The organism is Bradyrhizobium sp. DOA1 (assembly GCF_001593325.1).
Lineage (GTDB): Bacteria > Pseudomonadota > Alphaproteobacteria > Rhizobiales > Xanthobacteraceae > Bradyrhizobium.
On sequence record NZ_JXJM01000001.1, the window covers coordinates 3,785,516 to 3,802,015 of the forward strand.

The 16,500-nt window shown below is 64.2% G+C and carries 13 protein-coding genes; 6 read left to right on the forward strand and 7 right to left on the reverse strand.

Annotated features, from left to right (window positions below):
- The first annotated feature begins 36 nt into the window (after window positions 1-36).
- Together SE91_RS18075 and SE91_RS18080 are read left to right on the forward strand one after the other, a co-directional pair.
- Complete coding sequence (locus SE91_RS18075) at window positions 37-1,404, forward strand: MFS transporter (protein WP_061848547.1); 1,368 nt, start codon at window positions 37-39, stop codon at window positions 1,402-1,404.
- 236 nt (window positions 1,405-1,640) lie between these two features.
- Complete coding sequence (locus tag SE91_RS18080) at window positions 1,641-3,119, forward strand: amidase (protein WP_061848548.1); 1,479 nt, start codon at window positions 1,641-1,643, stop codon at window positions 3,117-3,119.
- Between the two features lie 24 nt (window positions 3,120-3,143).
- On the opposite strand, the gene SE91_RS18085 is transcribed toward SE91_RS18080, so the two are convergent.
- The gene (locus tag SE91_RS18085) at window positions 3,144-3,752 is read right to left on the reverse strand and encodes a TetR/AcrR family transcriptional regulator (protein WP_061848549.1); all 609 of its coding nucleotides are present in this window, start codon (window positions 3,750-3,752) and stop codon (window positions 3,144-3,146) included.
- Window positions 3,753-3,952: 200 nt separating this feature from the next.
- Here SE91_RS18085 and SE91_RS18090 point away from each other — a divergent pair, with 200 nt between their 5' ends.
- Together SE91_RS18090 and SE91_RS18095 are read left to right on the forward strand one after the other, a co-directional pair.
- On the forward strand, window positions 3,953-5,194 hold the full coding sequence (locus SE91_RS18090; RefSeq protein WP_061848550.1) for an efflux RND transporter periplasmic adaptor subunit: 1,242 nt from the start codon (window positions 3,953-3,955) through the stop codon (window positions 5,192-5,194).
- A gap of 156 nt (window positions 5,195-5,350) precedes the next feature.
- Window positions 5,351-8,539, forward strand: a complete 3,189-nt coding sequence (locus SE91_RS18095; protein WP_060735779.1) for an efflux RND transporter permease subunit — start codon at window positions 5,351-5,353, stop codon at window positions 8,537-8,539.
- 57 nt (window positions 8,540-8,596) lie between these two features.
- Here SE91_RS18095 and SE91_RS18100 read toward each other — a convergent pair whose 3' ends face one another.
- The 6 genes from SE91_RS18100 to SE91_RS18125 all read right to left on the reverse strand — a co-directional run bounded on the left by SE91_RS18100 (window position 8,597) and on the right by SE91_RS18125 (window position 13,477).
- Window positions 8,597-9,094: a hypothetical protein gene (locus SE91_RS18100; RefSeq protein WP_061848551.1), complete on the reverse strand. Its 498-nt coding sequence runs from the start codon at window positions 9,092-9,094 to the stop codon at window positions 8,597-8,599.
- Window positions 9,095-9,177: 83 nt separating this feature from the next.
- Complete coding sequence (locus tag SE91_RS18105) at window positions 9,178-9,624, reverse strand: MaoC family dehydratase (RefSeq protein WP_008552515.1); 447 nt, start codon at window positions 9,622-9,624, stop codon at window positions 9,178-9,180.
- Window positions 9,625-10,005: 381 nt separating this feature from the next.
- On the reverse strand, window positions 10,006-10,428 hold the full coding sequence (locus SE91_RS18110) for a hypothetical protein (RefSeq protein ID WP_008552517.1): 423 nt from the start codon (window positions 10,426-10,428) through the stop codon (window positions 10,006-10,008).
- 12 nt (window positions 10,429-10,440) lie between these two features.
- Complete coding sequence (locus SE91_RS18115; protein ID WP_007592399.1) at window positions 10,441-10,662, reverse strand: hypothetical protein; 222 nt, start codon at window positions 10,660-10,662, stop codon at window positions 10,441-10,443.
- A 107-nt stretch (window positions 10,663-10,769) separates the two neighbouring features.
- The gene (locus tag SE91_RS18120) at window positions 10,770-11,588 is read right to left on the reverse strand and encodes a lytic murein transglycosylase (protein WP_061848552.1); all 819 of its coding nucleotides are present in this window, start codon (window positions 11,586-11,588) and stop codon (window positions 10,770-10,772) included.
- 35 nt (window positions 11,589-11,623) lie between these two features.
- Complete coding sequence (locus SE91_RS18125; RefSeq protein WP_061848553.1) at window positions 11,624-13,477, reverse strand: flavin-containing monooxygenase; 1,854 nt, start codon at window positions 13,475-13,477, stop codon at window positions 11,624-11,626.
- Window positions 13,478-13,650: 173 nt separating this feature from the next.
- Between SE91_RS18125 and SE91_RS18130 the strand changes: the two genes are divergently transcribed.
- Both SE91_RS18130 and SE91_RS18135 read left to right on the forward strand, forming a co-directional pair.
- A complete protein-coding gene (locus SE91_RS18130) occupies window positions 13,651-15,276 on the forward strand; it encodes a long-chain fatty acid--CoA ligase (RefSeq protein WP_061851183.1) in 1,626 nt (541 codons plus the stop codon).
- A 101-nt stretch (window positions 15,277-15,377) separates the two neighbouring features.
- The gene (locus SE91_RS18135) at window positions 15,378-16,487 is read left to right on the forward strand and encodes a glycoside hydrolase family 172 protein (protein ID WP_061848554.1); all 1,110 of its coding nucleotides are present in this window, start codon (window positions 15,378-15,380) and stop codon (window positions 16,485-16,487) included.
- Window positions 16,488-16,500 lie beyond the last annotated feature (13 nt).

The following is a 16,500-nucleotide window of genomic DNA, read 5'->3' on the forward strand; positions in this document are numbered from 1 at the left end:
CCGGATCAATTAGAATAACAGTCAAGGGAGAGCGCAATGTCGATATCGGTGAACGCAGGCAGCCGACTGGATCGACTGCCGATCGGACCATTCCACCGCCGCATCATGCTGCTGATCGGCATCGGCATGTTCTTCGACGGTTTCGACATTTACATCGCCGGAACCGTGCTCAGCGTGACGCTGAAGTCAGGCTTTTCGACGCTCGCCCAGAACGCGGCCTTCATCTCCGCGACCTTCGTCGGCATGATGCTCGGATCGTTCGGCACCGGCTTCCTCGGCGACCGCTTCGGACGCCGCTTCACCTATCAATTCAATTTGCTTCTTTTCGGCATTGCTTCCCTCGCCGCGGCATTCTCGCCGAACATGACTTTCCTGATCGCCTGCCGCTTCGTGATGGGCGTCGGCCTTGGAGCGGAGAACGTCGTCGGCTATTCGACGATGACGGAGTTCGTGCCGGCCCGCACCCGCGGCAAATGGCTCGGTCTCACCGCCGTGTGCGTCGTGACCGGCCTGCCCGCGGCCCTTTTGATCGCGTCCGTGCTCGTGCCGCACTTCGGCTGGCGCTCGATGTTCGTGCTCGGCGGGGTCGGCGCCCTCGTCGTCTGGTACATGCGCAAGTCGCTGCCGGAATCGCCGCGCTGGCTGGAAGCCGTGGGACGCACCGCTGAAGCGGAAGAGTTGATGCAGGCGATCGAGAAGGAAGCGGCGCAGGGTCAGCCCTTGCCTCCGCCTGCGCCCACGACACCCGCGCCGGTCGCCCCCGATCTCGGCACGTTGTTCACTGCGCCCTTGCTGTCGCGGATGATCGTCGGCGCCATCTGCCTGATCACGATCAACACCCTGCTCTACGGCTTCGTGACATGGCTGCCCGTGTTCTTCGTCAAGCAGGGCCTGTCGGTCGCGACATCGTTCGGCTATTCGCTGCTGATGGCGCTCGGCGCGCCCGTCGGCTCGGCCATCGGTGCATTGACCGCCGACCGCTGGGGCCGCAAGCCCACCATCATCGGCGCATCGCTGATCTCGGTGACGCTGGGCATCCTCTATCCCATGATCTCCGATCCCATCCTGCTGCCGGCCGTGGGCTTCGCACTGACGGTGCCGATCTATGTCCTGGTCGCGCTCCTGTTCGGCATTTACATCCCTGAGCTGTTTCCGACCGAGGTCCGGCTGCGCGCCTCAGGTATCGTCAATACGCTGGGGCGTGGCGCCACGATCGTCACGCCGTTCCTGGTCGTGTCGCTGTTCGAATCGCGCGGCGTCGCCGGCGTGATGGCGCTGATGATCGGTCTGCTCATCGTGCAGATCATCACGGTCTGGGCCCTCGGCATCGAGCCGCGGCATCGCAGCCTCGAGGAGCTCAAGGCGGAGGAAACGGCGTCGCCGGTGCTCAAGGAAGCGTCCTGACCCGCTCCACAGCGTCATGCCCGGGCTTGTCCCGGCCATCCACGCCTTGACCACGCAGCACTGAGAACGTGGATGCCCGGGACAAGCCCGGGCATGACGACCTCTTGTTCGAATACCCTGCGCCCCCACACGCAGGCAGGTCTGCTTCCCGTTGCGCCACCTCCTCGTCCCGCTCCCAACATTGCATGCTCGATGCCCGGATCGGTTCGCCAAGACGATGAGATGTGGAGATTGTGATGACCGCGGACGCCGCTGACCTGGATTACGGCTCGATCGGCACATTGCTGAGCGCCCTCCGCGCACGCAAGGTGTCTGCGTCGGAATTGCTCGAACACACGATTGCGCGCATCGAGTCGCTGGACGGATCGATCAACGCGGTCATCGTTCGCGATTTCGATCGCGCAAGGGACGCCGCGCGCGCCGCCGATGCCGTGCTTGGCCGCGGTGATCGATTGCCGTTGCTCGGCATTCCCGTGACACTCAAAGAACCGTTCAACGTCGCCGGCCTGCCGACCACATGGGGCTTTCCGCATTTCAGGGATTTCCAGCCGGCAGAGGACGCCCTCATCGTCTCGCGGCTGAAGGCAGCGGGCGCCGTCGTTATCGGCAAGACCAATATTCCGATCGGCCTCAGGGACTTCCAGAGCTACAACGAGATCTACGGCACGACGAACAATCCGTGGGATCTCGGCCGGTCGCCCGGCGGCTCCTCGGGCGGATGCGGCGCGGCGCTGGCTGCGGGCTTCAGTCCGTTGTCGATCGGCTCGGATATCGGCGGCTCGATCCGAGTCCCTTCGCATTTCTGCGGTGTGTTCGGACACAAGCCGAGCCTCGGCGTGGTCCCGCTGCGCGGATACAGCCTGCCGCCGGCAGCGCCCGTCCCCGGTCAGGGCGATCTCGCTGTCGTCGGGCCGATGGCGCGCACCGCCTCGGATCTCGCATTGTCGCTCGACGTGATTGCCGGCCCCGACGAGACGCGCGATGGCATCGGCTATCGCCTTGCGCTGCCCGCGCCGCGCCAGGACCGGCTCAGGGATTTCAGAATCCTGGTGATCGATACCCATCCGCTGATGCCGACCGGAGATGCCGTGCGCTCGGCGATCGGACGTCTGGCCGACCGGCTCGACAAATCGGGCGCGCGGATCGCACGTTCGAGCACTTCGCTGCCCGATCTCGCCGACTCCGCGCGGCTCTACATGAAGCTGCTCAACGGCGCGCGCAGCCCGCGGCTGACCCCGGCCGCTCTCGCAGAGGCGCAAGGGATTGCCGCTACACTCTCGCCCGACGACCACAGCCTGCAGGCCGAGCGCGCACGCGGCTGGGGCATGCTGCATCGTGACTGGCTCGTGGCTGACGCCGCTCGCCTGCAGTTGCAACAGAAGTGGCATCAGCTCTTCCGCGACTTCGACGCGGTGATCTACCCGGCCGCCGCCGTGCCGGCTTTTCTGCAGGACCAGTCCGAGCCGTTCGACGCGCGGCAACTCGACATCGATGGAAAGCTTCATCCTTACGCCGATGCCTGCTTCATCTGGGCGGACCCCGCTTCGACCTGCGGACTGCCGGCAACCGCCGTTCCGATCGAGCGCACGCCGACGGGCCTGCCGATCGGCGTGCAGATCATCGGGCCCTACCTCGAAGACCGAACCCCGATTGCGCTGGCCGGCCTGATCGAACGCGAGTTCGGCGGCTTCGTGCCGCCGCCATCGCTACCTTGAATCCGTCCGCGAAATGACGAAGGTCTATTGCGCCCGGTCGGCCGACTGCGCTTCCACCGCCTGCACAGCCACACTCGCCACTTGCCGAAGCGCCTCGCGATCCGCGCCTGACGACGCCATCACACCCATGCCGACTGCGACGGCGGACACGTAGCGCGCGAGCGCGGCAGGATCGGAGCTCGGCTTCAGATCGCCCTCCGCCTTCGCACGAACGAAACGATCGCGGAGCTGGTCTTCATTCTGGGCACGGCGGGCGGCGAGCTCGAACGGCACGTTCTCGGAGCCGGAGCCGCAAGCGATCCCACCCTGCACGAGCAGGCAGCCGGGCGGATTGGCGGGATCGGTCTGCTTGTCGGCGATGCCCATCAGCATCCGCTCGGCGACGGCGCGGGCGGTGGGAGCTGCGACCACCTCGTCCATCCAGACCCCGCGGAGCTTGGTGTAGCGATCGAGCGCCGCCTTGAGCAGACCTTCCTTGTTGCCGAAGCACGCGTAGAGACTCGGAGGGTTGATGCCCATGGCTTCGGTGAGTTGGGCAATGGTTGCGCCCTCATAGCCATGGCGCCAAAACACTTCCATCGCCTGGTCCAACGCCGTTTCGGCGTCGAATTCGCGGGGGCGTCCCATGCCCATGTGCCTGCTCTCCTCGGAATCGGCGTCCTGTGTCAGCCTAACGCCTGATCCTATCTAATTGTTCTAGCTTTCTTTTTCTTGTGTCTTCCAATCGTCGCGGTATCGGCGTACAATTTTCTTAGTGAATGGTACATAAGTATCTTGCACTGCGGTATCCAGCTCCACATCTGTAGTGAACACTACATATCTGGAGCGCGCAAATGCATCCCTCCCAAAATACCGCCCGCACCGGCCGTTTCCGCCGCCTTCTCGGCGGCGTCGCCATCGTGGGCGCCCTCGCCGTCGCCGGCTCGATCGCGACGGGCCGCTACTTTCACCCCGCGCAAGCGACCGCGCCGGCGGCCGCGGCGGAACAAGCCGTTTCCGTCACCGTCGCGATGATCGAGCCGCGGCCGACCGTGCTGTGGGACGATTTCTCCGGCCGGCTCGAGGCCATCAACCGGGTCGAGCTGCGCCCGCGCGTGGCGGGTGCGATCCTGTCGACCAATTTCACCGAGGGCGCCCTGGTGAAGGCCGGCGACGTGCTGTTCAAGATCGATCCGGCGCCCTATGCGGCGGAGGTCGACAAGGCCAATGCCCAGCTCGAGGCCGCCAAGGCGCGTGTCGTCTTCACCCAGAGCGAGCTCGAGCGCGGCGCGCAGCTGGTCGGCAACGCCGTCGTCACCCGCCGCGACTATGACCAGCGCGACAATGCCCATCGCGAAGCGATCGCCAACGTGAAAGCCGCCGAGGCAACGCTCCAGACCGCGAAGCTCAATCTCGACTATACCGAAGTGCGGGCGCCCGTGGACGGTCGCGTCGGCAAGATCGAGATCACGGTCGGCAATCTCGTTGCCGCCGGCACCGCCTCCCCGGTGCTGACCTCGCTGGTCTCGGTCAATCCGATCTACGCCTCGTTCGATGCGGATGAAGAGGTCGTGCTGCGCGCGCTGAACTCGATCGCGGATTCCTCCGGCCAGCGCGGCAAGCTCGACCAGATTCCTGTGGAAATGGCGACCTCCGGCGGGCTCTCGGCCAAGGGCCACATCCAGCTGATCGATAACCAGGTCAACGGCCAGAGCGGCACCATCCGAGTCCGTGCGGTGTTCCGCAACGAGGACGGACGTCTGATCCCCGGCCAGTTCGCCCGCGTGCGCATGGGGCAGCCGAAGCAGCAGTCGCTGGTGATGATCGACGAGCGCGCGATCGGCACGGACCAGGACAAGAAATTCGTGATGGCAGTCGGCGACGACAGCCGCGCCGTCTACCGAACCGTCACCCTCGGCGGCGCCATTGACGGGCTTCGCATCGTCACGTCCGGCCTCAAGTCCGGCGACCGCATCGTGGTCAACGGTCTGCAGCGGGTGCGTCCCGGCGCCCTCCTCAAGACCGAGGTGGCAGCGATGGGCGCGCGCGGGCAGCAGGCCTCCAACCACAGCAACCAGGACGTGGTGCAACGCTGACACTCTTCGTCATTCCGGGGGCTCGCGTAGCGAGAACCCGGAATCTGGAGATTTTGATACTCCGACCACATCACCTCTGGATTCCGGGTTCGCGCGCATGGCGCGCGCCACGGGGGGTTGGCGGAGACCCGCACGATATTGCCCAGGGGCAAGGCCATGAATCTCTCAAAGTTCTTCATCGATCGTCCGATCTTTGCCGGCGTTCTCTCCGTCCTGATTTTCCTCGCAGGGCTCATCTCGCTGTTCGCGATGCCGATCTCGGAATATCCCGATGTCGTGCCGCCGTCCGTCGTGGTGCGCGCGACCTATCCCGGCGCCAACCCCAAGGTGATCGCGGAGACGGTGGCAACGCCGATCGAAGAGCAGATCAACGGCGTCGAGAACATGCTGTACATGTCGAGCCAGGCAACGACCGACGGCGCGATGACGCTGACGGTGACGTTCCGCCTCGGCACCGATCCCGACAAGGCGACGCAGCTGGTGCAGAACCGCGTGCAGCAGGCCGAGCCGCGCCTGCCCGCCGTGGTGCGCCAGCTCGGCATCATCACCAAGAAGTCGTCGCCCGACCTGACCATGGTCGTGCATTTGCTGTCGCCGAACGGCCGCTACGACATGACGTATCTGCGCAACTATGCCGTGCTCAACGTCAAGGATCGTCTCGCGCGCATCGACGGCGTCGGCGACGTGCAGCTCTATGGCGCCGGTGACTATTCGATGCGGGTCTGGGTCGATCCGCAGAAGGCTGCCGAGCATGGTCTGACCGCGAGCGACATCGTGAGGGCGATTCAGGCGCAGAACGTCGAGGCCGCCGCCGGCGTGGTCGGGTCCTCCCCGAACGTCAAGGGGATCGACCTGCAGCTTTCCGTCAATGCCGAAGGCCGGCTCGCCAACGAGGAGCAGTTCGGCGACATCGTGGTCAAGACCGGTAGCCGCGGCGAGGTGGTGCGCCTGCGCGACGTCGCGCGCGTCGAGCTCGGTGCCTCCGAATACGGCCTGCGCTCGCTACTGGACAACAAGCAGGCGGTGGCGATCCCGATCTTCCAGGCGCCCGGCTCCAACGCGCTGCAGATTTCCGACAACGTCCGCGCCACCATGGCGGAGATCAAGAAGAACATGCCGGAGGGCGTGTCCTACCAGATCGTTTACGACCCCACCCAGTTCGTGCGCTCCTCAATCGAGGCCGTCATCCACACGTTGCTGGAGGCGATCGCGCTGGTGGTTTTGGTCGTGATCCTGTTCCTGCAGACCTGGCGGGCCTCGATCATCCCCCTGCTCGCCGTGCCGGTGTCGATCGTCGGCACCTTCGCGGTAATGCATGTGTTCGGCTTCTCCATCAACGCGCTCAGCCTGTTCGGCCTCGTGCTCGCCATCGGCATCGTCGTCGACGACGCCATCGTCGTGGTCGAGAACGTCGAACGCAACATCGAGTCCGGATTGTCGCCGCGCGATGCCACCTATCAGGCCATGCGCGAAGTGTCGGGCCCAATCATTGCGATCGCCTTGGTGCTGGTCGCGGTGTTCGTGCCGCTCGCCTTCATCTCCGGCCTCACCGGGCAATTCTACAAGCAGTTCGCGCTGACGATCGCGATCTCGACCGTGATCTCCGCCGTCAACTCGCTGACGCTGTCGCCGGCACTGTCGGCGCTGCTGCTCAAGGGTCATAACGAGCCGAAGGATCGGCTGACGCTGATCATGGAAAAAAGCCTCGGCTGGTTCTTCCGCGGCTTCAACAAGGCGTTTACGCGCTCCTCGGAGAACTATAGCGGCAGCGTCAGCAAGGTGATCTCGGGCAAGGCCGCGGTGATGGGACTTTACGTGGTTCTCGTCGGGATCACTGCGCTCCTGTTCCAGCAGGTGCCGGGCGGCTTCGTGCCGGGCCAGGACAAACAGTATCTGGTCGGCTTCGCCCGCCTGCCAGACGGCGCCGCGCTCGATCGCAGCGAAGAGGTGATCCGCAAGATGAGCGACATCGCGCTCACCCAGCCCGGTGTCGAAAGCTCGGTGGCGTTCCCTGGCCTGTCGATCTCCGGCTTCACCAACTCGTCCAATGCCGGCATCGTGTTCTCGACGCTCAAGCCGTTCGACGAGCGCAAGGATCCTTCGCTCAGCGGCCCTGCGATTGCCGCCGAGCTGAACAAGAAATATGCCGGGATCCAGGAAGCCTTCATCGCCATGTTCCCGCCGCCACCGGTCAACGGCCTCGGCACCATCGGCGGCTTCAAGCTGCAGATCGAGGATCGCGCCGGCCTCGGCTATGAGGCGCTGAACGAAGCGACCAACGCCTTCATGGCGGCGATGCAGAAGGCGCCGGAGATCGCCGGCGTGTTCTCGAGCTTCCAGGTCAACGTGCCCCAGCTCTACGCCGACATCGACCGCACCAAGGCGCTGCAGCTGGGCGTCCCCGTGACGGAGGTGTTCAACACGCTTCAGATCTACCTCGGCTCCTACTACGTCAACGACTTCAACAAGTTCGGCCGCACCTATTCCGTCCGCGTCCAGGCCGACGCACCGTTCCGCGCGCGGGCCGACGACATCCGGCAGTTGAAAGTGCGCTCCTCCTCTGGCGACATGGTGCCGCTGTCGGCGCTGCTCACGATCCGCCAGAGCGCGGGGCCGGAGCGCGCGATCCGTTACAACGGCTTCCTGTCCTCCGACATCAACGCGGCGGCTGCGCCCGGCTTCTCATCGGGACAGGCGCAGGAGGCGGCGACGCGGATCGCGGCGGAGGTGCTGCCGCCGGGCTTTGCCTTCGAATGGACCGACCTGACCTATCAGGAGTTCATCGCCGGCAATTCCGGAATCTGGGTCTTCCCGCTGGCGATCCTCCTGGTGTTCCTGGTGCTGGCCGCGCTTTATGAGAGCCTGACCCTGCCGCTTTCGATCATCATGATCGTGCCGATGGGGCTGCTCGCCGCGATGTTCGGCGTCTGGATCTCCAAGGGCGACAATAACGTCTTCACCCAGATCGGCTTGATCGTGCTCGTCGGCCTCTCCGCCAAGAACGCGATCCTGATCGTCGAGTTCGCGCGCGAGCTCGAATTCGCCGGGCGCACGCCGATCCGGGCCGCGATCGAGGCGAGTCGGTTGCGGCTGCGACCAATCCTGATGACCTCGATGGCCTTCATCATGGGTGTGCTGCCGCTGGTTCTCTCGACCGGCGCCGGCTCGGAGATGCGGCGCGCCATGGGCGTTGCCGTGTTCTCCGGCATGATCGGGGTCACCGTGTTCGGCCTGTTCCTGACGCCGGTGTTCTATGTGCTGCTGCGGACCGTCACCGGCATGAAGCCGCTGACGCATCACGGCAGCGACATCAGCGCGGCACCGGTGCAGGGCGCAGGGCATTGATCATGCCCTCGCCAAGCGAACGGGCCAAATGGGATCGCAGCAGGGGTACCCGTGCGTTTACTTCCTGTTCTCCTCGCAGAACTTTAGCGCCGCCAGCGCCTCGCCGGCCCGCGGGATCTGCATCTCGATGCTGTCGTCCTCATCGTCTTCGAAGTCGAGCGTAAGACGCTTGGCCTTGGCCAGCCGGTCCATGATCGACTGATCGTATTCGAAGATGCCGCGCACGGTGGTCTTGTCCATGACCTCCCACTTCGCCTTCTTCATGATGTCGGCATCGTCAGTGCCGACGTCGGCGCGGAGGATCTCGCCGGTCTTGTCCCATTCCCAACCACCATAGATCATGACGATCACGATGGCCTTGTCGGAATAGGTGACTACGATGACGTAGTCGCGGTTCTCGTCTTTCTTGTCCTTGTAGCCGCGGCTCGCGTTGCAATGAGTGTCCTGCATACGCTTCTCGATGGTCCAGTCGCCGACCTTGGATTGTTGCGCGAGCGACGACCCGGCGCTCAAGGCACCGGCGAGCAGGCCGGCTGTGAAAAGGAATCGTTTCATGTCAGCCTCCAGCGTCTTCCCCGGAGCTGAGATGACCACCTCTGCCGGACACCTGCAAGGCTCAAGCCAACGTCGGGCCGACCTTAGCTCCGCCGCGGCACGATCGCGATCGGAGTGAAGGTGTAAACCTCCTCGCCGTTCTGGTTGAACATCGTCCACTTCACCAGCGCGATGCCCTGCGGCTTCGACTTCGATGGCGTCAGGCTCATAACCTCGCCGACCAGATGCAGGCGGTCATTGGGCCGCACCGGCATGGTCCAGCGCAGTCCATCGACGCCGGCGCCGATGAGTGGGTGCGGGCCGAAAGGACGGGTCTGGATCGCAAGGTTCATGGCAATGGCGGCGGTGTGCCATCCTGATGCAGCGAGCCCCTTGAACAGGGTCAGCTTGGCGGCGTCGTGGTCGAGATGCATCGGCTGCGGATCGAACTCGGCGGCAAAGCGCTTGATGTCGACCTCGGTGATCTCGACCTCGGGAGATCTGAACCGCATTCCGACGGTGAGATCGTCAAACCATTCGACCTGCGCCATGATTTTGCCTCGCAATCCGATGCGCCACCCTCGAAAAAGCGGCAAATGAAGCTTGAAGCAATAGCGGGACCGCAGCGCACAAACCAGCCCCGGGTTCCCGGCGAAACCCCTTTCCGGATGTGACGAAACACGCCTGAAACAGATCGCCGGTTAAGTGGTTGTCAAAATAAATACAGGGACGGCCACCATGCAATTCATCCTCGACCTGCTCTACGAATATTCCTGCTGTCAGAACCTCGTTGCCCAGCCGATGCGGGAGGATGAGCTATGATCGAGCTGATCTCCGGCCTGCTCGCCCTTTGCAGCGTAGGCGTCTTCACGGCGCACGCGGTCGACGCCTATCGCACCACGCACCACTGATCACTCCGGCGGTTTCCGCCGCTAGAACGGCCGCCGGTAAAAGTGGTCCGAATGCGTTGCCGGCGGAAACCGGTTGGCGAGTGCAAGTGCGCCACTCTCGTCGGTCTCGAGCGCGATCTTCTGCGCCAGCATCACATCGCCCGGCACCAGGAAGCCCGACGGAACGAAGCACCATCCCATCGTCGCCCGGCCTTCACCGTCGATCTCGTGGACGTTGGCGGCCGTGCCGTAGTGAATGCGATAGACCTTGCCGGTGTCGCAGCCGACGACGTCGAAATACCGACGCTCCTCGAATTGCACGCGCTGTGCGGGCGAGAGCCATTCGAAGAGCAGCCGGCGACCGCGAGCATCCGGCGTGTTCTCGCCGAAGAAGCGCCGATAGAGTTCGCGCAACGCATGCAAGCGCGCACGCGCGGGGGCGCGGAGCCAAACTGCCGCGATCATGGGCAGCTCAGATCAACCGCCGACCAGGCGGGGATAGAACAGCGTTTCCTGCGCGGTCGGATCGAACGATCGGATCCGGGTGACCTCGCCCGGTCCAGTCCGCAGCGCGGCGGTGAAGCCCGCTCCGGTGAGCTCCCGAAAGCGCCGCTCGGCTCGCGCCAGCGCTTCGGCATTGCCAGGATCAAACTCGTGGCGCGTATCGCCCGTCTGATCCATCACGATCTGGGTCGCCATGGTGAGTCTCCTCATGCCTAGCCCCGAACTTGATCAAAGCAAACCTCGTGCCGTCGGTTCCTGATGGCAAGAACTTTCTCGGTGCCGGCGCATCACGGCTTGCTGAACTAACGCGATGCCGCGGCGCCGCCGCCTTCATCGATCTGACGTCCCATCAGCGCGATTGCCTTCTGGTAGACACCGGCCGCATTCCAGGCCTCGATCGCGGCGAAATTCGGCTCGCCCGGCTGGTAGCCGGCTCCTGCTTTCCAGCCGTGGGCTCTAAGGAAATTCGCCGTCGAATTCAGCGCATTGGCAGCCACTTCGAGGTTGCCGGTGCCATAGGCCAGGATGCTCTTGGGCATGAACTGGGTCTGGCCGACCTCGCCATGCATCGAGCCGCGGGTCGATCCCGACAGCGTGCCGCGGTCGATCAGCTTCAAGGCGGCATAGAGCTGGTCGGTGAAGAATTCGGGACGACGGCAGTCATAGGCCAGCGTCGCGATCGACGACAGCATATTCTGATTGCCGCGCTGGCTGCCGAAGCCGGTCTCCATGCCCCAGATCGCGATCAGCGGCCCGGGCGGGACGCCGTAGCGCTGCTGGATCGAGGCGAACAACGCAGCTTGGGACTGCTTGAGCTGGCGGCCCTTGGCGACGATGGTGGTGGCGCCGCGCTTGGCAAGGAACTGGTCGAGCGTCAGCGAGAAGCTGCGCTGGCCGCGGTCGGCTGCGATGGTGGCGCTGGCATAATTGGTCTGCATCAGGGCCGAGAGCGCGGTGGGGCCGATGCCCTTTCCTTGCGCCTCCGCACTGAACTCGCGCTTCCAGGCCTCGAAGCCGGCCGCCGAGCTGCCGCATTGCGCGGCCTCGGCTGTGGGCGCGAGGCAACCAAGCAGCGCCACCGCGCCAAAAACCGCCCCCGCAACAGCCCTGCCCCTGATCATACCCGCTATCTCCCGTACTGTATCGATGACCAATCTTAGCTGCTCGAAGGCGCCGACTCCATGGCGCGATCATAGGACAGTTCGAGGCCTTCCAGATTGCCCTCCTTGCGCCATTTTCCCAGCAGCCGCAGGAATGCCACGGGCCCGCGCCAATATTGGCTGTTTCTGGCCGCGATCGGATCGAACACGCCTTCATTGTTGTAGTAACCGGGCGTGCATTCGGCGAGATAAGTCTGGCGGCCGAGCGCGGCCCTGACGACCTCGTCGACCCACGCGTTCTCGGCGGCCAGCGTCGGCTCCAGGGTTCGCGCTCTGCGCTTGCGGGCCTCAGCGATCACATAGGCAATGTGCTGCGACTGCTCGTCGATGATGTGCGGGAAGTTGGCGCTCTGGCCGGCCTGCACCGTGACGATGAGGAAGCAGTTCGGAAAGCCGCGGCTGTAGAAGCCATGTAGCGTCTTGACGCCATCGCGCCAGCGCTCGGACAGGCTGACGCCATCGCGGCCGTACACCTCAAATCCCATGCGGCGGGCGTAATCGGTGCCGACCTCGAAGCCGCTCGCATAGATCAGGCAATCGAGCTCATAGGCCTTGCCGTCGACCACGACCGCATTTTCGGTAATGCGCTCGACGCCCTGCCCTTTGGTGTCGACGAGATGCACGTTCGGGCGATTGAAGGTGTCGAGATATTCGTCGTGGAAGCATGGCCGCTTGCAGAACGCCTTGTACCAAGGCTTGAGAGCGGCAGCGGCCGCCTCATCCTTGACGATCGCATCGACGCGCGCGCGGATCTCCTCCATCTTGCGGTAGTCGGCCTGCTCGATCACCTTGAGCGCCTCCTCCATCGACGTGACTGGCTGAGGCTGGCGGCGCGGCGCCAGCAATATCTCGCCGAGCAGGTCAGTCCAGCCGTCTTGCACCAGATCCTGCTCGAACGGCTCGCCCGAAATCACGGCGGTGAAATTGTCCATGCGTTCGCGCTGCCAGCCCGGCTTGAGGCTTTGCGTCCAGGCCTGATCGGTCGGCCGGTCGTCGCGCACGCCGATTGCCGACGGCGTGCGCTGGAAGACGTAGAGCTCCTTCGCCGAACGGCCGAGATGCGGCACGCATTGCACGGCGGTCGCCCCTGTGCCGATGATGCCGACGCGCTTGTCGGCAAGCCCGGTGAGACCACCTTCGGCGCTGCCGCCGGTGTAGCCGTAATCCCAGCGGCTGGTATGAAAGCTGCGCCCCCTGAACGTTTCGATGCCGGGAATGCCCGGCAGCTTCGGCCGGCTCAGCGGCCCGCCGGCGAGAATGACGAAGCGCGCACGGATACGATCGCCACGATCGGTCTCGACCAGCCAGCGTGCGTCATCTTCCAGCCATTGCATGCGTGAGATGATCGTCTGAAACAGCGTCCGCGCGTAGAGATCGAAATGTCGGCCGATGCGGCGGGAGTGCTCGTAGATCTCCGGCGCCCGCGCGTATTTGCGCACCGGCATGTAGCCGGTCTCTTCGAGGAGCGGCAGATAGATGTAGCTCTCGGTATCGCAGGCAGCGCCCGGATAACGATTCCAGTACCAGGTGCCGCCGAAATCGGCCGCCTTCTCCACGATGCGGAAATCGTCGATGCCGGCCTCGCGCAGGCGCGCACCGCACAACAGCCCACCGAAGCCACCGCCGACGATGAGCACTTCGGTCTCTTCACTGACGGCTTGGCGCGCGAACGCACGATCAGCCCAGGGATCGTCGAGATAGCGGGCGAAATCGCCTGATACCTCGACATATTGCGCCTTGCCTTCGCTGCGCAAACGGCGGTCACGCTCGTCGCGATAGCGCGCGCGAAGGGCGGAGATATCGACCGTAGTGTCGCCGGCTGCACCGGTCTTGTGTTTTTCCGCTGACATTCGTCTCCTCCACGGCAGACACCGCTTCGCCGGCTGTTCGCACGAAGTTAGCCCTGAAAAAGTGCCGCACGCAATCACGTGGCTTCTTTTTTGCGTGAACGTCGGAGGACCTTCCGCTAGCGTAGCCGCAAATCAAACGTATGCCGCGCAACGATGTGGCGGTGGAGGAGACGATGCAGGGATTGATGATGGACATGCCGCTTTTGATCAGCGGCCTGATCCAGTATGCCGCCGACTATCACGGCGAGGCCGAGATCGTCGCACGCGAGATCGAGGGCGACATCCACCGCTACACCTATGCCGACGCTCATCCGCGTATCAAGCGCATGGCGCTGGCCCTGAAGCGGCTTGGCATGAACAAAGGCGACCGCGTCGGCACGCTGGCCTGGAATACCCACCGTCATTTCGAGATGTTCTATGCGGCTCCCGGCATGGGCTACGTGCTGCACACCGTCAATCCGCGGCTGTTTCCGGAACAGCTCGTCTACATCATCAACCATGCCGAAGACCGTCTGCTGTTCATCGACCGCGCCACCTTGCCGATCGTCGAAGCGATCGCGCCGCAATTGACGACGATCGAGGCCTTCGTCGTGATGTCCTCGCGCGAGCGGATGCCGGAAACGAAGCTAAAGAACGTGCATTGCTACGAAGAGCTTCTGGACCAAGAGAGCGAGGCTGGCTTCGCCTGGCCCGAGTTCGACGAGAAGTCCGCCTCCACCATCTGCTATACCTCGGGCACCACCGGCAACCCGAAGGGCGTGATCTATTCGCACCGCGCCGCGATCCTGCAGACCATGACCTGCTGCAATTTCGACTTCCTGCCGGGCCATGTCGAAGGCGTGCGCGAGGTGATGATGCCGATGGCGCCGCTGTTCCACGGCAATGGCTGGAACATGCCGTTCACCGCGCCCTATACCGGCTCGAAGCTGGTGCTGCCCGGCCGCAACTACGAGCCCGACAAGCTCTATGAATTGCTCGAAGGCGAGAAGGTGACGCTGTCTGCGGGCGTGCCGAGCTTCTGGCTGATCCTGCTCGACTGGCTCGGTCGCACCGGCAACAAATTCTCGACGCTGCGCGCAACGTTGTCGTCGGGTTCGGCCCCGCCGCGCGCGATGGTCGAGAAGCTCAAGCGGGACTACGACATCGACTACATCCAGGCCTGGGGCATGACCGAGGCTTTGGGCTGCTCGATGCCGGGCCTGCGGCCGGGCTCGGAGCATCTCGGCGACAAGGAGAAGTTCGACCGGCGCCAGGTCTCCGGCCGCGCCTGTTTCGGCACGGCCTTGCGCATCGTCGACGACGCCGGCAACGAGTTGCCCCGAGACGGCAAGAGCGTCGGCCATCTGCGCGCCCGCGGCCCCTGGGTTGCGTCCGGCTACATGAAGCTGGATGAGGGCCTCGACCGCGACGGCTGGCTGATCACAGGCGACATGGCGGTGATCGATGCCCAAGGCCACGTCACGCTGACCGACCGCTCCAAGGACGTCATCAAGTCCGGTGGCGAATGGATCTCCTCGATCCAGCTCGAGGATGTCGCCTTGTCGCATCCGGATGTGCTTCAGGCCGCCGTGGTCGCGATCTCACACGACAAATGGCAGGAGCGTCCCCTGCTCCTCGTCGTCCGCAAGAAGGGCGCGACCGTCGACGGCAAGACACTGCTCGAGCACATGCGCCCGAAGATCGCGAGTTGGTGGATGCCCGACGCTGTCGAATTCATGGACGAATTCCCCATGACCGGCACCGGCAAGGTGCTGAAATCGGCGCTGCGCGAGAAATTCAGGGAATACCGCGTCGCTTGAACGACGCGCGATCGCTCGCGGGCCTTTGCTTGTCCAGCTTCATGTTTTGGTAGATTTGGCAGCGATATACCGGAACGTCGCTAACCGCTATCGAGGACTCCATGGCGTTTTCCGGATTGGGCCTGCATCTCGGCAATCTCTCGCGCCTGTCGAACGCGCAGACGCGCTCGATCAGCCCCGAGAATTTCACCGGCGAAAAGGGCAAGGGCGGCATGTCCGTCGACGGTCCCGCGGCGCGTCAGGCCCGCGATCTCGGCCAGGGCTGGAAGGTCTCGCCCTATGTCGTCATCGAGCCCGGCGCGACATTCACGTTTGCGGACATTGAAGGCCAGGGCGCGATCCAGCAAATCTGGATGACGCTGGCGCGGGGCCGCTTGCGCCATTCGATCCTGCGCGTCTACTGGGATGACCAGGAACAGCCTAGCGTCGAATGCCCCGCGGGTGATTTCTTCGCCTGCGGATGGGAGGAATACGCGCAGGTGTCCTCGCTTGCGGTCTGCGTCAATCCCGGCCGCGCCTTCAACTGCTACTGGGAAATGCCGTTCCGCAAGCGCGCCCGGTTCACGCTGGAGAACCGCAGCGAGGAGCAGCTCACGGTCTACTACCAGATCAACTACACCCTGACCGACGTGCCGGAAGATTGCGCCTATTTCCATGCGCAGTTCAGGCGCACCAATCCGCTGCCGTACAAGGAGGTCTATACCATTCTCGACGGCATCAGCGGCGCGGGCCATTACGTCGGCACCTACATGGCCTGGGGCGTCAACAACAATGGCTGGTGGGGCGAAGGCGAGATCAAGTTCTACATCGACGGCGACGGCGACTTCCCGACGATCTGCGGCACCGGCACCGAGGACTATTTCTGCGGTGCCTACAATTTCGATCCTCATGTGGCGCATGCCGGCCAGGGGCAGTCGCGCTACGTGGAGTTCACCACGCCCTATGCCGGCCTGCCGCAGGTGATCCGCCCGGACGGCGTCTACAAATCGCAACAGCGCTTCGGCCTGTACCGCTGGCACATTCCCGATCCCGTGCGCTTTCGTGCCGATCTGCGGGTGACCATCCAGGCGCTGGGCTGGCTGCCCGGCGTCAAGGAGTCGAAATACCTTCCGTTGCAGGACGACATCGCCTCCGTGGCGTTCTGGTACCAGACGCTGCCGACCGCCCCCTTCCCCCAACTGCCAGGCCCCGACTATCTCGAGATCGGCTAGCCGCCCCTCGATC